Consider the following 14,828-nt stretch of genomic DNA (forward strand, 5'->3'; position numbering starts at 1 on the left):
AGTCCATGGCCCCCATCGACTCGCAGCACGAACTGGCGCTGCAACGATTTCTCAATGCGCGACCGGCGTTACGCGAAGAACTCGATCACCTGAACCCTCTGGCCGCCCAGGCCAAAGGCGAAACCATGGCGCAGTACCGCAACGAACGACTGCATGAAGCCTACGAGGCGGAGGCCGAGCGTCTGGGCCTGTTCGCCTGGGAGTTGACGTTGCAATTGACCGTGGCGACTGTTGAGGACTATGAAGCCCAGCGGCTGGAGGTGCACAAGGAAGTGGCGCAAATGGCCGGCATGGACTGGAAGGAATATCGCAAACTGCATGGCCTTGAGAATTAATCAAAGCGGCCACCCTCACCTAAACGCCCTTCGCCGCACCGGCGATAAAGCTTTATCATGGCCGCAGGTTTGTTGTCAGAGTTCACCATGAAGTTCGCCATTGCGCTGTTTTCCGCCGCACACGCGCCCTCCTCGCGCCGCGCCCTGCTGTTTGCCCAGGCAGCGCTGGCCGGTGGGCACGAGATCGTGCGGCTGTTTTTCTATCAGGACGGCGTTTACAACGCCTCGAGCAACGTCGTTACGCCACAGGACGAGCAGGACCTGGCGCTGCAATGGCGCACCTTTGTCAGCCAGCACCAGCTCGACGGCGTAGTGTGTATTGCTGCAGCGTTGCGTCGTGGTGTACTGGATGAAGCGGAAGCCAGGCGTTATCAGCGCACGGCAATCAATGTCAGTGCACCGTGGGAACTGTCCGGGCTCGGGCAGTTGCACGATGCGGTACAAGACGCCGATCGTCTGATCTGTTTTGGAGGGCCATGAACATGCCTAAATCCTTGCTGATTATCAGCCGGCAAGCGCCCTGGTCTGGCCCAAGTGCCCGTGAAGCGCTGGATATCGTACTCGCCGGCGGCGCCTTCGATTTGCCGATCGGCCTGCTGTTTCTCGATGACGGCGTGTTCCAGCTCGCCACCGGGCAGGACGCCAAGGCCGTGCAACAAAAAGACCTCAGCGCCAACCTGCAGGCGCTTGGGTTGTTTGGTATAGAAGACCTGTACGTGTGTGGCGAGAGTGCAACCGCACGGGGTCTGGAACCGACTGCCCTGAGCCTCGAACCGTTGCACGTACTGGCCGCTGAACAGATCTCGGCCGTTATTGACCGTTATGACCAAGTGATCACCCTCTGATGTCGACTTTGCATGTGTTGTCTCACTCGCCTTTTACCGATAACCGGCTGACCAGTTGCCTGCGCGTGCTGGGTGCGAGCGATGCCGTTCTGCTCAGTGGCGATGCGGTCTACGCCTTGCAGCCCGGCACCGCGCCACTCCGCGCACTGCAAGCGCAAAGCGAAACCTTGCGTCTGTTCGTCCTCGACGAAGACGTCCAGGCTCGCGGCATACACGTGCCCAGCTGGGTCAAAAGCGTCGACTATCCGGCCTTTGTCGAACTGTCGATTCACTACGACAAGGTCAACAGCTGGCTATGAATTCGCTCACCGTAGGCGCTCGTCGCATCGATCTGGACAAGGACGGCTACCTGGTTGATCTCGGTGACTGGTCCGCCGAAGTCGCCACCGCGCTGGCTGCCGCCGAAGAACTGGAGCTGAGCCCCGAACACTGGGAAATCCTTGAGCTGCTGCGCGGTTTCTATCAGGAGTTCCAGCTGTCGCCGGCCACTCGCCCGTTGATCAAATACACCGCGCTGAAGCTGGGCCCGGACAAGGGCAACAGCCTGCACCTGAATCGATTGTTCAAAGGCACTCCCGCCAAACTTGCCGCCAAGCTGGCGGGCCTGCCCAAACCGACGAATTGTCTATGACCGATTTCGCCCCACTGATCACTGAAACACCTGCCGAACACCCTTTCGCGCAGTTCGTGCGGATTCTCGGCAAAGGCAAACGCGGCGCCCGCAGCCTGACCCGCGAAGAGGCCCGCGAGGCCATGGGCATGCTGCTCGACGACAAGGTCGAGGACACTCAACTCGGCGCCTTCCTGATGCTGTTGCGGCACAAGGAAGAGAGCCCGGAAGAGCTGGCGGGTTTCACCGAGGCCTTGCGCGAGCGGCTGAACGCGCCAGCGCTGGCAGTCGACCTGGACTGGCCGACCTACGCCGGCAAGAAGCGCCACCTGCCGTGGTACCTGCTGGCGGCCAAGTGCCTGGCGCAAAACGGTGTGCGGATCCTGATGCACGGCGGTGGCGCGCATACCGCCGGGCGGCTGTACAGCGAGCAACTGCTCGAACCATTGCAGATCCCGCTGTGCCGTAACTGGCAACAAGTGGGTGAGGCGCTGGAACAAGGCAATCTGGCGTTCATCCCGCTGGGCGACTGGGCGCCGCAACTGCAACGGATGATCGACCTGCGCAACACCCTCGGCCTGCGTTCGCCGATCCATTCGCTGGCGCGGATTCTCAACCCGCTGGGCGCACGCTGTGGCTTGCAAAGCATCTTCCACCCCGGCTATCAGGGCGTGCACCGCGACGCCAGCGGCTTGCTGGGCGATAACGCGATCGTGATCAAGGGCGATGGCGGTGAGATCGAGATCAACCCGGATGCCGATAGTCACTTGTACGGCACCACTGGCGGTCAAAGCTGGGACGAGGAATGGCCGCAGCTGTCGGCGCAACGCCACGTCAAACCGGCGAGCCTGGACCCGGAACACTTAAAGGCCGTATGGCGCGGTGACGTGGTCGACAGCTATCCGCAAATGGCGCTGATTTCGACCATGGCCCTGGCCTTGCGCGGTCTCGGTACACCGCGTGATGAAGCCTTCGTCAAGGCTCAGCAGTTCTGGGATGCTCGCGACAAATCTATTTAATCGATCATTAACGCTCAACCTTTGCGCTTTTTGTTCGAAGGGATCGGAATAGACTCAACTCCAACGTTTAACGACTTTGGAGTTCAAGATGGGTTTGCTGATTGAAGGGCAATGGCGTGATCAGTGGTACGAAAGCAGCAAGGACGGCGCGTTCCAGCGCGAACAAGCGCAGCGCCGTAACTGGCTGACCGCTGACGGCAAACCCGGCCCCAGCGGTGAAGGCGGCTTCCCCGCACAAGCCGGCCGCTATCACCTCTATGTCTCGCTCGCCTGTCCCTGGGCGCACCGCACGCTGATTCTGCGCAAGCTCAAAGGCCTGGAAAGCCTGGTCGATGTGTCGGTGGTCAGCTGGCTGATGCTGGAAAACGGCTGGACCTTCGACAAGGCCTTCGGCTCCACGGGCGACAAGCTCGACCACCTCACGTTTATGCACCAGCGCTACACCGCCGATACCGCCGACTACACCGGCCGCGTAACGGTGCCCGTGCTGTGGGATAACCTGCAAAAGCGCATCGTCAGCAACGAATCGGCGGAAATCATCCGCATGTTCAACAGCGCCTTCGACGGTCTGACCAGCAATGGCCTGGACTTCTACCCGCAACCCTTGCGCGCTGAAATCGATGAGCTGAATGCGCGGATTTATCCGGCGGTGAACAACGGCGTGTATCGCGCCGGGTTTGCCACCTCGCAAACGGCTTATGAAGAAGCATTTGATGAGCTGTTCAGTGAACTCGACTGGCTGGAAAACCGCTTGGGTGAAAAGCGCTACCTGACCGGCGAATACCTGACCGAGGCGGACATTCGCCTGTTCACCACGCTGATTCGCTTCGACGCGGTGTATTACAGCCACTTCAAGTGCAACCTGCGGCGGATCGCCGATTACCCGAACCTGTCGAACTGGCTACGCGAGCTGTATCAGTGGCCGGGGATTAGCGACACCGTGGACTTTGCCCACATCAAGGGGCACTACTACGCGAGCCATCGCACGATCAATCCGACCGGCATTGTGCCGAAGGGACCGGCGCAGGATTTCACCACTGCGCATGATCGGGAGCGGTTGAGCGGGAAAGGGGTTTGGCGCAAGACCTGAGGTTTATGCAGGTTTTGAGGGCCCCATCGCGAGCAGGCTCGCTCCCACACTGAACCGCGTTCAGCCACAGATTCATGGCCAAACACAGATCAAATGTGGGAGCGAGCCTGCTCGCGATGAGGGCAACTCGGTGTTCAGACTTGCGACTGGGCGCCTTCAAACCACGCGAGTTTCTCGCGAAGTTGCACCACCTCTCCCACAATCACCAATGTCGGCGCATGCACTTCATGCTCCGCCACCAGTTGTGGAAGATCGGCCAGCGTGCCGGTGAAGACGCGCTGATTCGGCGTCGTGCCCTGCTGGATCAACGCCGCCGGCGTGTCCGCCGAACGACCGTGCCTGATCAGTTGTTCGCAGATGATCGGCAGCCCCACCAGTCCCATGTAAAACACCAGGGTTTGCGCGGGTGCGACCAGATCGCTCCACGGCAGATCCGAGGTACCGTCCTTCAGGTGGCCGGTGATAAAACGCACCGACTGCGCGTAATCACGGTGGGTCAACGGAATCCCGGCGTAGGCTGCGCAACCGCTGGCAGCGGTAATGCCCGGCACGACCTGGAACGGAATGCCGTGGGCCGCCAGTTCTTCGATTTCTTCGCCACCACGGCCAAAGATGAACGGATCACCGCCCTTCAGCCGCACGACACGCTTGCCCTGTTTGGCCAGGTCGACCAATTGCTGGTTGATCTGGTCCTGAGGTACGGCGTGATCGGCACGTCGTTTACCGACATAGATCCGCTCGGCATCACGACGGCACAGTTCAAGAATCGCCGGTGCCACCAGACGGTCATACAGCACCACATCGGCTTGCTGCATCAGCCGCAAGGCGCGGAATGTCAGCAGGTCCGGATCACCCGGCCCCGCGCCGACCAGATACACCTCACCTGGAGCATTGGGGGATTGGCCGTTGATTTTCGCCAGCAGCAAACGCTCGGCTTCAGCGCCCTGCCCGGCCAGTTGACGATCCGCGATCGGCCCCTGGAACACCTCTTCCCAGAACGCCCGACGCTGCTGCACATCCGGGAACAGACCTTTGACCTGATGGCGAAAACGCGCTGCCAACCCGGCCAATTGGCCGTAGGTCGAGGGAATCCACGTTTCCAGCTTGGCGCGGATCAACCGCGCCAGCACCGGCGCATCGCCGCCGCTGGACACCGCAATCACCAACGGCGAACGGTCGACGATCGCCGGGAAGATCACGCTGCACAGGGCAGGCGCGTCCACCACGTTGACCGGCACGCAGCGCCGATGAGCATCTTTGGAAACTTGCGCATTCAGCGGTTCGTCGTCGGTGGCGGCAATGATCAGCCCGCAACCGTCGAGGTCCGACTCACGATAGCCGCGCAACACCAGCTCGCCGCCACTGTCCTGCACCAGCTCGCGCAGCTGGGCTTCGATCTCAGGTGCAACGACCCGCAGCAGCGCGCCAGCGTCGGCCAGCAGACGGGATTTGCGCAAGGCAATCTCCCCTCCACCGACGACCAACACACGACTGCCGCGCAGGTTGTGAAACAGCGGCAGAAATTCCATTTAGCCGATGACCTCAAGGCCGCCCATGTACGGCTTGAGCACGGCTGGCACACGGATCGAACCGTCGGCCTGCTGATAGTTCTCCAGCACCGCCACCAGGGTACGACCGACCGCCAGGCCGGAACCGTTCAGGGTGTGGACCAGCTCAGGCTTGCCGGTTTCCGGGTTACGGAAACGTGCTTGCATGCGACGGGCCTGGAAATCGCCGCAGTTGGAGCACGACGAAATTTCACGGTATTTGCCTTGGCTCGGAACCCACACTTCCAGGTCGTAGGTCTTGACCGCGCTGAAGCCCATGTCGCCGGTGCACAGCGCCAGGGTACGATATGGCAGTTCCAGCAATTGCAGGACTTTCTCGGCGTTGGCGGTCAGGCTTTCCAGCGCTTCCATCGAAGTCGACGGCTCAACGATCTGGACCATTTCGACCTTGTCGAACTGGTGCTGACGAATCATCCCGCGGGTGTCACGGCCCGACGCACCGGCTTCGCTGCGGAAGCACGGGGTGTGGGCGACGAACTTGATCGGCAGCTGTTTGGCGTCGATGATTTCGCCAGCCACGATGTTGGTCAGTGACACTTCAGCAGTCGGGATCAGGTACAGATCGGCTTCGCCTTCGCGGCTGATCTTGAACAGGTCTTCCTCGAACTTCGGCAGTTGACCGGTGCCCTGCAAGGCCGGCGCCTGAACCAGATAAGGCGTGTAGGCCTCTTCATAGCCATGCTCGGTGGTGTGCAGGTTGATCATGAACTGCGCCAGTGCGCGGTGCAGGCGGGCAATCGGCCCACGCAGCAGGGAGAAACGGGCACCGGACAGCTTGGCTGCGGTTTCAAAGTCCAGCCAGCCGAACTTCTCGCCCAGCGCGACGTGATCCTTGATCTCGAAGTCGAAGGTGGTCGGCGTGCCCCAGCGGCGCACTTCGACGTTGCCGTCTTCGTCGGAACCAATCGGTACCGACTCGTGTGGCAGGTTAGGAATGTTCAGCAGGATCGAGTCCAGTTCGGTCTGGATCTCGTCCAGCTCGACTTTGCCGATACCCAGCTCGTTCGCCATGCGCTCGACGTCGGCCATCAACGGCGCGATGTCTTCGCCGCGCTGCTTGGCCTGACCGATGGATTTGGAGCGCGCGTTACGTTCAGCCTGCAGTGCTTCGGTGCGGGTCTGGACGGTCTTGCGCTGTTCTTCCAGCGCTTCGATGCGCGCAACATCCAGGCTGAAGCCGCGGGATGCCAGGCGGTCCGCTACGTCCTGAAGGTTGCTACGTAACAGTTTGGAATCGAGCATGTCGGTCTCTCGTTTATCAAAGTTTGGTCAAGGATAGGCCAGCCCACGTCGCGAGCAGCCCGCCGAATACGCTGATCGCCGCATAGCCCAGGGCCAGCGGCACTTGCCCGCTTTCGAGCAAGCGCACCGTATCCAGTGAAAAGGATGAAAAAGTCGTCAGGCCGCCAAGGAAGCCCACCATCAACCCGGCACGCACCTCAATCGGCACTTCCGGGCGCAACATAAACAGGCCGTACAAAAAGCCGATCAACAGGCAGCCAATGATATTAACGGTCAGCGTAGCGGTATAGAAGTGCCGCGGCCAATTCGCGTTGATCCAGTTGCCGGTAGCGAAACGCAATAAGGTGCCGGCAATACCGCCGACGGAGACCGCAACGATCAAGGGAATCAAGGTTTTCTCCGCTGTTTGGGGCTCAGGCGATCCAGCTGCGCAAGGTGATTGAGCTTCTCGCCGATCTTCAATTCGAGGCCACGCGGTACCGGACGATAGAACGACTGCGGTTCCAGCTCCTCCGGGAAATAATCTTCACCGGCGGCATAAGCGTCCGGCTCGTCGTGGGCATAACGGTATTCGTCGCCGTAACCGAGTTGTTTCATCAACTTGGTCGGGGCATTGCGCAAATGCAGCGGGACTTCCAGCGAGCCGTGCTCGGCAGCGCTGCGCATGGCCGCTTTGAAGCCCATATAGACGGCGTTGCTTTTCGGCGCACAGGCCAGATAGGTAATCGCCTGCGCGACCGCCAACTCGCCTTCGGGGCTGCCCAGCCGCTCCTGCACATCCCACGCCGCCAGGCACAGGCTCAAGGCACGCGGATCGGCATTGCCGATATCTTCGCTGGCCATGCGCACTACGCGCCGGGCCAGGTACAACGGATCACAGCCACCGTCGAGCATCCGCGCGAACCAGTACAGTGCGCCGTCCGGGTTGGAACCACGAACCGATTTGTGCAGCGCAGAGATCTGGTCGTAAAACGCTTCGCCGCCCTTGTCGAAACGTCGCCGGGTGTCACCGAGCAGGCTTTGCAGCAGCTCGACGCCGATTTCCGTGCCGTCTTCGGCCAGGTCGGAGGCGTTCTCCAGCAAGTTCAGCAGACGCCGGCCGTCACCGTCAGCGGCGCTGAGCAGCATCTTGAAACCGTCATCGCCAAGGCTCAGCTGACGCTTGCCCAGGCCGCGCTCTTCGGTCAAGGCCCGCTGCACCAGTTTGTGCAGCGCGGTTTCGTCGAGACTCTTGAGCACGTAGACGCGCGCACGGGACAGCAGTGCGTTGTTCAGTTCAAAGGATGGGTTTTCGGTGGTCGCGCCGATGAAAATCAGCGTGCCGTCCTCGACGTACGGCAGAAAGGCATCTTGTTGCGACTTGTTGAAGCGATGCACTTCGTCGACGAACAGAATGGTTCGACGGCCATATTGCCCGGCCTGCTGCTTGGCAACTTCCACCGCCTGGCGGATCTCCTTGACCCCGGCCAGCACCGCCGAGACCGTTTCGAAGTGCGCATCCGAGACTTCCGCGAGCAGCCGCGCCAGGGTGGTTTTACCCACGCCCGGCGGCCCCCAGAAAATCATCGAGTGCAAGGCACCCTGCTCCAGCGCCTCGCGCAACGGCTTGCCGCGGGCCAACAGGTGTTCCTGACCGACGTACTCGTCCAGGTTGGCCGCACGTAAACGGGCGGCCAAGGGCTGAGCTATCGGGGCACTGCGAAACAGGTCCATCACTACTTATGAAACCTCTACTGGGTCCTGATGCCGACCCGCCAAAGTGTTAAACACCGCAATCCCTGTGGGAGCGAGCCTGCTCGCGAATGCGGTGTGCCAGACAACATTGATGGTGACTGACACTCCCTCTTCGCGAGCAGGCTCGCTCCCACAGGTTTTGTCTTATTCCTGGATCACATCCGCACCCTTGGGGATGTCGAACTTGAACTTGGAGGCCGGAATCGGCTCGTTGGCCTTGACTCCGGTGAACAGGATATTGGTGCGCTGGCCGACGCTGTCGATCATTTGCATGTCATTGACCATGCCGTTGCGGAACGACAGGCGCAGGCTGTCGAACAGCGTGTCCTTGGTCTTGGGCTTGAGCGTGAAGTCGATCACGCCGCCGGCTTCCTTGGATGTGATGGCGAAGCTCTGGCTGATTTTCGACACGTCACCGGACAGCAACAGGGCTGGAGTCTGGGTCAGGCGCTGATCAAGCTTCTTGATGGTGACTTGTTGCAGATCAGGGTCCCACAGGGAAACCTTCTGGCCATCCGACACCATCAGCTGTTCTTGTGGTGCATCGGTGTGCCAGTAGAACAGGCCCGGACGCTGCAACGACATCTCGCCAGCGGTTTCCTGCAACTGAGTACCGCTGCCATCGAGGGTCAGCTGAGAGAAACGTGCGGTCAGGGTCTGCGACTTTTCGAGCAACTGAGTCAGACGCGCCACGTCCTTGTCATCGGCGTGGGCCGAGAGCGTGGTTAAAGCCAGTACCGGCAGCAGCAACATGCGGATAAGACGCATGGGAGTCCTCTTTGATGTTCGCTTGAATGGCGTGCCGCGTGATCTCACGCGGCACCGGTCAGTCGCGCATAGGGCCTGGTGCAAGCACTTCGCGCGAACCGTTGGTATTCATGGAGGTCACGACCCCGGCCATTTCCATGGCTTCGATCATGCGCGCAGCGCGGTTGTAGCCGATCTTCAGCTTGCGCTGAACCGCAGAGATCGAGGCGCGGCGGCTTTCCAGCACGAACTGCACCGCTTCGTCATAGAGCGCGTCGGTTTCAGCATCATCGTCGCCGCCACCGCTGCTGCCTTCAAAGCCACTGCCCGCCTCTTCGACACCGTTGAGGATGTCGTCGTTGTACTCCGGTGCGCCGCGCAGTTTCCAGGCTTCAACCACCCGGTGAACTTCATCGTCGGAAACGAACGCGCCGTGAACCCGAATCGGCAGACTGGTGCCCGGTGGCATGTAGAGCATGTCACCGTGACCCAGCAACTGCTCGGCGCCACCCTGGTCGATGATGGTCCGCGAGTCGATCTTGCTCGATACCTGGAACGCCATACGGGTCGGAATGTTGGCCTTGATCAGACCGGTGATCACATCCACCGACGGACGCTGGGTCGCGAGGATCAAGTGAATACCAGCCGCACGGGCTTTCTGGGCGATCCGCGCAATCAACTCTTCAACCTTCTTGCCGACGATCATCATCATGTCGGCAAATTCGTCGACCACCACCACGATGGTTGGCAGCTTGGTCAGCAGCGGCGCTTCGTCGTGGATGCTTTCGCGGTTGTACAACGGATCTGTCAGCGGCGTACCGGCTTCCTGCGCCTCTCTGACCTTCTGGTTGAAGCCCGACAGGTTACGCACGCCCATCTTCGCCATCAGCTTGTAGCGGCGCTCCATCTCGGCCACGCTCCAGCGCAATGCGTTGGCGGCGTCCTTCATGTCGGTGACCACCGGGCACAGCAGGTGCGGAATGCCTTCGTAGATCGACAGTTCAAGCATTTTCGGGTCGATCATGATCAGCTTGGCGTCTTCCGGGCCCGACTTGAACAGGATCGACAGGATCATCGCGTTCACACCCACCGACTTACCGGAACCGGTGGTACCGGCTACCAGCAGGTGAGGCATTTTTGCCAGGTCGGTGATGACCGGCTTGCCGCCGATGTCATGGCCCAGGGCCAGGGTGACCGGGGACTTGGCGTCATCGTATTCCGGCGTCGACAACACTTCGGAGAAGCGCACGATCTGCCGGTCTTCGTTGGGAATCTCGATGCCGACCGTGGTCTTGCCGGGAATCACTTCCACCACCCGCACACTGGTCACTGCCAGCGAACGCGCAAGGTCTTTGGCCAGGTTGGAGATACGGCTGACTTTTACCCCGGCCGCCGGTTGAATCTCGTAACGGGTAATCACCGGGCCCGGGTGAATCGAATCCACCGAGACTTCGACGCCGAATTCCTTGAGCTTGATTTCCAGCAGATGACCAACCGCAGCCAGCGACTCAGGCGAATAGTTGAGTTGTTTCTTTTCCGCCGGGTCGAGGATCGAGATCGGCGGCAAGGTGCCTTCCACCGCGCTGTCAACGAACAGCGGCGCCTGTTTCTCTTTCTCGACGCGTTTGCTTGGCAGCGGCGCTTTCGGCGGTGCTGGAGCAATCACCGGCGGAACCTGCTTCTCGCGCTCGGACATGTGCTTGCTCAGGGCCTGCTCACGCTCGATCAGGCGCTCCTTGACCTTGGCTTGCTCGCGTTTGTCGGGCACGGTCGGAGCCACGACGTCGTGTACCCGATCGTCGACTTCACGCAATTGCGCAACCAGTTGCTTGCGCTCGGTGCGCGCAGCCCACCAGCGATTGGCGGCCCCCTGGAACAGTTCGAACAGGTCGAGGGTGATCTTGCCGGTGACGTCCATCACCTTGAACCACGAGAGGTCGGTGAACACGGTCAGGCCGAACAGAAACAGCGCGATGAACATCAGGGTGCTGCCCTGGATATTCAGCGCGTTCTTCGCCAGATCGCCCAGGCTTTCACCCAATGCACCGCCGGCGCCGGCCGGCAAACCGGTCGGGGCGTGGAAATGGATATGCGCCAGGGCTGCGCCCGACAGCACCAGAAACACCAGGCCGATCAGGCGCCATGAAAACAGCCAGCCGCTCCACTGCCACGGTTCGTGGCGTTGGCGGAATATCTGGTATGTCTTGATCGCCAGCAACAGCGGGAAGATATAGGCAAAGTAACCCAGCACCATGAACAGGATATCGGCGCTGTAAGAGCCGGCCGGCCCGCCGAAGTTCTGTACATCGTCGATTTTGCTGTTATGACTCCAGCCCGGATCGTCCTTGCCATAGGTCAGCAAGGCCATCATCAGGAACAGGCACAAGGCACCGATGGCGATCAGTGCACCTTCCTTGAGCCGGTAGTGCAGATGCTGACGCCAAAGTGGAACTACTGTTTTAGGTGCTGCGGTGGATTTCTTCAAAACGCGTCTTTTCCTGCGCCTGTAGCGCGTCCAACTGTTGATTGACTACAAAAAACTGCCCACTCCGGGCAGGTAACAAAGTTAACGGGCGCAACAGAGACTACTTTTAACACTCTGACATCGAAATCTGAAACCGTAGGAGATGCCGAAGACAGCGATCTTTTATAACGAAGATTTCGGAACATCCCGATACAGACCGGCATTGTACGGGTTTGCCCGCACGATGCCACGCCAGAGCAGCTAAGGTGTAGCATAGCCAAAAGTACGTTGCGCGCGCTTCAATTTGAGCATGCATTCTCTTTTGTGACAAAGGCTTATGAGGTGTTTTTATGAGCGAAGCTAAGCATTCACGCCTGATCATTCTGGGTTCCGGCCCTGCCGGTTACAGCGCCGCCGTTTATGCAGCTCGCGCCAACCTCAAGCCAACCGTTATCACGGGCCTGCAAGCTGGCGGTCAATTGACCACCACCATTGAAGTCGACAACTGGCCAGGCGATGTTGAAGGCCTGACCGGCCCGGTGCTGATGGAGCGCATGCAAAAACACGCCGAGCGTTTCGACACCGAGATCGTCTACGACCACATTCACACCGCAGAGTTGCAGCAGCGGCCGTTCCGGCTTACCGGCGACAGCGGCACCTACACCTGCGATGCGCTGATTATCGCGACCGGCGCCTCGGCACAATACCTGGGACTGCCCTCCGAAGACGCCTTCGCCGGCAAAGGCGTTTCCGCCTGCGCCACCTGCGATGGCTTTTTCTACCGCAATCAAGTGGTCGCGGTGATTGGCGGCGGCAACACGGCCGTTGAAGAAGCCCTGTACCTGGCCAACATTGCCAAGGAAGTACACCTGATTCATCGTCGCGACAAACTGCGCTCCGAGAAGATCCTTCAGGACAAACTGTTCGAACGCGCCAAAAATGGCAACATCCGCCTGCACTGGAACCAGAACCTTGAAGAGGTATTGGGCGATGCCAGCGGCGTTACCGGTGCGCGCCTGCGCGACAGCCTGACCGGCGAGATGAAAGACCTGGAGCTGACCGGCGTATTCATCGCCATTGGCCATAAACCCAATACCGACCTGTTCCAGGGCCAGCTGGAGATGCATAACGGTTACCTGCGAGTCCGTGGCGGCAGCGAAGGCAATGCCACCGCCACCGAGATCGAAGGGGTGTTTGCCGCTGGCGATGTGGCCGACCACGTCTACCGTCAGGCGGTGACTTCCGCCGGTGCCGGCTGCATGGCGGCACTCGACGCTGAAAAATACCTCGATGACAACTGATATACCTTCATTGCGGTGGGCACCGACCCATCGCTGCCCTCCCCTTCTGCAAGCCTGGATACCATGCTGACCTGGTTACAACGCGACTCCCTGAAATTCCCGCCGCTGGAAAAAGCCATGCGCGACCCCAACGGCCTGCTTGCCGCCGGCGGCGACCTGAGCGCCGATCGGCTGATCCAGGCTTACCGCCACGGTTGTTTCCCGTGGTTTTCGGAGGGCCAACCGATCCTGTGGTGGTCACCGGATCCACGCACCGTATTGTTTCCCGACGAACTGCATGTTTCTCGCAGCCTCGGCAAGCTGTTGCGCCAAAAGCGCTACGACGTGACGTTCGACCAGGACTTCCCTGCCGTCATACGCGCCTGTGCAGCTCCGCGGGAGTATGCCGACGGCACCTGGATCACCGAAGCGATGCAAACCGCCTACATGGAGCTACACGCTCGCGGATACGCCCACTCGGTCGAGGTCTGGGACCAAGGGGTGTTGGTGGGCGGGCTCTATGGCCTGGCCATGGGTCGGCTGTTTTTCGGTGAATCGATGTTCAGCCGCGCCGACAACGCCTCCAAAGTCGGCTTCGCCACGCTGGTCAATCACCTCAAGGACGCCGGTTTCGTGCTGATCGACTGCCAGATGCCGACCGGTCATCTGCACAGCCTGGGTGCCCGGGCGATCCCTCGTCGCGAGTTTGCCGGTTATCTTCAGCAACATCTTGATCAACCCAGCCGTGCCACATGGGTTTGCTGAGCGATTTTTGCAGCCGTGGCTTACACTTAATTGAACAGCTATTCCCGAGGGTTGATTCATGACCGAGTTGGCGCGCCTCAAGTTTTATGCCACTCAGCCCCACTCTTGCAGCTATCTGCCCGATGAACAGGCCACCACGCTGTTCCTCGACCCTAGCCAGCCCATGGATGTGCATGTCTATGCAGACCTGTCGGAAATGGGTTTTCGTCGCAGTGGCGACCACCTGTACCGGCCGCATTGCCAAAATTGCAATGCGTGTGTGCCTGCGCGCATTCCCGTTGCGCAGTTTTCACCTAACCGTCAGCAGAAACGTATTTTCAAACGCAATGCCGACCTGCAGGTTCGCCCGGCCAAACCGGGTTTCAGCGAAGAATATTTCGACCTTTACCAGCGCTATATCGAGCAACGCCACGCCGATGGCGACATGTACCCGCCCAGCCGCGATCAGTTTTCAACCTTTCTGGTCCGCGACCTGCCGTTTTCGCGCTTCTACGAGTTCCGCCTCGAGGGACGTCTGCTGGCGATCGCCGTGACGGATCTGCTGCCCAACGGCTTGTCGGCGGTCTACACCTTCTATGAGCCCGAAGAAGATCGCCGCAGCCTGGGCCGTTACGCGATTCTCTGGCAGATCAACGAAGCCCGGCGCCTGGGACTGGAAGCGGTCTACCTCGGATACTGGATCAAAAACTGCAAGAAAATGAACTACAAGACCCAATATCGCCCCATAGAGCTGCTGATTAATCAGCGCTGGGTGGTACTGAACTAGGTTCAGCCCTAAAGCCCTTGGCTTAAACCCCATTTTTCGGGCACAATGCACGCCGCTTTTGCCTGGCGCAGTTGCACCGGGCCATTCATTGGATACCGAGGGCTTTACTGCATGTCGAAAGAAGACAGCTTCGAAATGGAAGGCACTGTCGTCGACACCCTGCCCAACACCATGTTTCGTGTGGAGTTGGAAAATGGGCACGTCGTAACCGCGCATATTTCCGGCAAGATGCGCAAGAACTACATTCGTATTCTTACCGGTGACAAAGTGCGCGTCGAGCTGACGCCCTATGATTTGAGCAAAGGGCGGATCACTTACCGCGCTCGTTAATCAAGTCAATACAAAACGCCCGGCTCTGCCGGG

The 14,828-nt window shown here is 60.0% G+C and carries 17 protein-coding genes; 11 read left to right on the forward strand and 6 right to left on the reverse strand.

What is annotated here, in order from left to right; translation table 11 throughout:
- Positions 1-5: 5 nt before the first annotated feature.
- From AC1DIH_RS14995 to AC1DIH_RS15025, 7 genes are all read left to right on the forward strand, one after another.
- Entirely contained in the window at positions 6-335 is a 330-nt protein-coding gene (locus AC1DIH_RS14995; RefSeq protein WP_477772260.1) for a DUF6388 family protein, read from the forward strand.
- Between the two features lie 87 nt (positions 336-422).
- Complete coding sequence (gene tusD / locus AC1DIH_RS15000; protein ID WP_477772261.1) at positions 423-815, forward strand: sulfurtransferase complex subunit TusD; 393 nt, start codon at positions 423-425, stop codon at positions 813-815.
- A gap of 2 nt (positions 816-817) precedes the next feature.
- Positions 818-1,180, forward strand: a complete 363-nt coding sequence (tusC, locus tag AC1DIH_RS15005) for a sulfurtransferase complex subunit TusC (RefSeq protein ID WP_103316437.1) — start codon at positions 818-820, stop codon at positions 1,178-1,180.
- Positions 1,180-1,479: a sulfurtransferase complex subunit TusB gene (gene tusB, locus AC1DIH_RS15010; protein WP_477772262.1), complete on the forward strand. Its 300-nt coding sequence runs from the start codon at positions 1,180-1,182 to the stop codon at positions 1,477-1,479. The genes tusC and tusB overlap by 1 nt, the downstream gene beginning before the upstream one ends.
- Positions 1,476-1,811, forward strand: coding sequence for a TusE/DsrC/DsvC family sulfur relay protein (locus tag AC1DIH_RS15015; RefSeq protein WP_054597834.1), 336 nt, complete (start codon positions 1,476-1,478; stop codon positions 1,809-1,811). Before tusB ends, AC1DIH_RS15015 begins: the two co-directional genes overlap by 4 nt.
- Positions 1,808-2,809 (forward strand): glycosyl transferase family protein, encoded by a 1,002-nt coding sequence (locus AC1DIH_RS15020; protein ID WP_477772263.1) that lies wholly within the window; start codon positions 1,808-1,810, stop codon positions 2,807-2,809. Before AC1DIH_RS15015 ends, AC1DIH_RS15020 begins: the two co-directional genes overlap by 4 nt.
- An 88-nt stretch (positions 2,810-2,897) precedes the next feature.
- Positions 2,898-3,899: a glutathione S-transferase family protein gene (locus AC1DIH_RS15025; RefSeq protein WP_477772264.1), complete on the forward strand. Its 1,002-nt coding sequence runs from the start codon at positions 2,898-2,900 to the stop codon at positions 3,897-3,899.
- 134 nt (positions 3,900-4,033) lie between these two features.
- Here the strand turns inward: AC1DIH_RS15025 and cysG are convergent, their stop codons facing one another.
- From cysG to ftsK, 6 genes are all read right to left on the reverse strand, one after another.
- On the reverse strand, positions 4,034-5,428 hold the full coding sequence (gene cysG, locus AC1DIH_RS15030; protein WP_477772265.1) for a siroheme synthase CysG: 1,395 nt from the start codon (positions 5,426-5,428) through the stop codon (positions 4,034-4,036).
- Positions 5,429-6,709, reverse strand: coding sequence for a serine--tRNA ligase (gene serS, locus AC1DIH_RS15035; protein WP_054597838.1), 1,281 nt, complete (start codon positions 6,707-6,709; stop codon positions 5,429-5,431).
- 16 nt (positions 6,710-6,725) lie between these two features.
- Entirely contained in the window at positions 6,726-7,100 is a 375-nt protein-coding gene (gene crcB / locus AC1DIH_RS15040) for a fluoride efflux transporter CrcB (protein ID WP_019689843.1), read from the reverse strand.
- Positions 7,097-8,422 carry a replication-associated recombination protein A gene (locus AC1DIH_RS15045; protein WP_020723510.1) on the reverse strand — a complete coding sequence of 442 codons (1,326 nt, stop codon included), beginning with the start codon at positions 8,420-8,422 and terminating at the stop codon, positions 7,097-7,099. The genes crcB and AC1DIH_RS15045 overlap by 4 nt, the downstream gene beginning before the upstream one ends.
- Before the next feature lie 165 nt (positions 8,423-8,587).
- Entirely contained in the window at positions 8,588-9,211 is a 624-nt protein-coding gene (lolA, locus tag AC1DIH_RS15050; protein WP_477772266.1) for an outer membrane lipoprotein periplasmic chaperone LolA, read from the reverse strand.
- Between the two features lie 58 nt (positions 9,212-9,269).
- Positions 9,270-11,675: a DNA translocase FtsK gene (ftsK, locus tag AC1DIH_RS15055; protein ID WP_477772267.1), complete on the reverse strand. Its 2,406-nt coding sequence runs from the start codon at positions 11,673-11,675 to the stop codon at positions 9,270-9,272.
- Positions 11,676-12,004: 329 nt separating this feature from the next.
- Here ftsK and trxB point away from each other — a divergent pair, with 329 nt between their 5' ends.
- From trxB to infA, 4 genes are all read left to right on the forward strand, one after another.
- Positions 12,005-12,955, forward strand: coding sequence for a thioredoxin-disulfide reductase (trxB, locus tag AC1DIH_RS15060; protein ID WP_477766027.1), 951 nt, complete (start codon positions 12,005-12,007; stop codon positions 12,953-12,955).
- Positions 12,956-13,018: 63 nt separating this feature from the next.
- Positions 13,019-13,699 carry a leucyl/phenylalanyl-tRNA--protein transferase gene (gene aat, locus AC1DIH_RS15065; RefSeq protein ID WP_477772268.1) on the forward strand — a complete coding sequence of 227 codons (681 nt, stop codon included), beginning with the start codon at positions 13,019-13,021 and terminating at the stop codon, positions 13,697-13,699.
- A gap of 58 nt (positions 13,700-13,757) precedes the next feature.
- Positions 13,758-14,465, forward strand: coding sequence for an arginyltransferase (locus tag AC1DIH_RS15070; protein WP_477772269.1), 708 nt, complete (start codon positions 13,758-13,760; stop codon positions 14,463-14,465).
- Positions 14,466-14,576: 111 nt separating this feature from the next.
- Positions 14,577-14,795, forward strand: coding sequence for a translation initiation factor IF-1 (infA, locus tag AC1DIH_RS15075; RefSeq protein ID WP_002553999.1), 219 nt, complete (start codon positions 14,577-14,579; stop codon positions 14,793-14,795).
- The last annotated feature ends 33 nt before the right edge of the window (positions 14,796-14,828 follow it).

Source organism: Pseudomonas sp. 05N36, from assembly GCF_056397385.1.

Bases quoted from the DNA above. Each gene is read 5' to 3' on its own strand.
- tusD (WP_477772261.1), top strand. From the start codon at position 423: ATGAAGTTCGCCATTGCGCTGTTTTCCGCCGCACACGCGCCCTCCTCG.
- trxB (WP_477766027.1), top strand. From the start codon at position 12,005: ATGAGCGAAGCTAAGCATTCACGCCTGATCATTCTGGGTTCCGGCCCT.
- AC1DIH_RS15070 (WP_477772269.1), top strand. From the start codon at position 13,758: ATGACCGAGTTGGCGCGCCTCAAGTTTTATGCCACTCAGCCCCACTCT.
- cysG (WP_477772265.1), bottom strand. From the start codon at position 5,428: ATGGAATTTCTGCCGCTGTTTCACAACCTGCGCGGCAGTCGTGTGTTG.
- serS (WP_054597838.1), bottom strand. From the start codon at position 6,709: ATGCTCGATTCCAAACTGTTACGTAGCAACCTTCAGGACGTAGCGGAC.
- AC1DIH_RS15045 (WP_020723510.1), bottom strand. From the start codon at position 8,422: ATGGACCTGTTTCGCAGTGCCCCGATAGCTCAGCCCTTGGCCGCCCGT.
- AC1DIH_RS15020 (WP_477772263.1), top strand. From the start codon at position 1,808: ATGACCGATTTCGCCCCACTGATCACTGAAACACCTGCCGAACACCCT.
- tusB (WP_477772262.1), top strand. From the start codon at position 1,180: ATGTCGACTTTGCATGTGTTGTCTCACTCGCCTTTTACCGATAACCGG.
- infA (WP_002553999.1), top strand. From the start codon at position 14,577: ATGTCGAAAGAAGACAGCTTCGAAATGGAAGGCACTGTCGTCGACACC.
- AC1DIH_RS15025 (WP_477772264.1), top strand. From the start codon at position 2,898: ATGGGTTTGCTGATTGAAGGGCAATGGCGTGATCAGTGGTACGAAAGC.
- lolA (WP_477772266.1), bottom strand. From the start codon at position 9,211: ATGCGTCTTATCCGCATGTTGCTGCTGCCGGTACTGGCTTTAACCACG.
- AC1DIH_RS15015 (WP_054597834.1), top strand. From the start codon at position 1,476: ATGAATTCGCTCACCGTAGGCGCTCGTCGCATCGATCTGGACAAGGAC.
- AC1DIH_RS14995 (WP_477772260.1), top strand. From the start codon at position 6: ATGGCCCCCATCGACTCGCAGCACGAACTGGCGCTGCAACGATTTCTC.
- tusC (WP_103316437.1), top strand. From the start codon at position 818: ATGCCTAAATCCTTGCTGATTATCAGCCGGCAAGCGCCCTGGTCTGGC.
- aat (WP_477772268.1), top strand. From the start codon at position 13,019: ATGCTGACCTGGTTACAACGCGACTCCCTGAAATTCCCGCCGCTGGAA.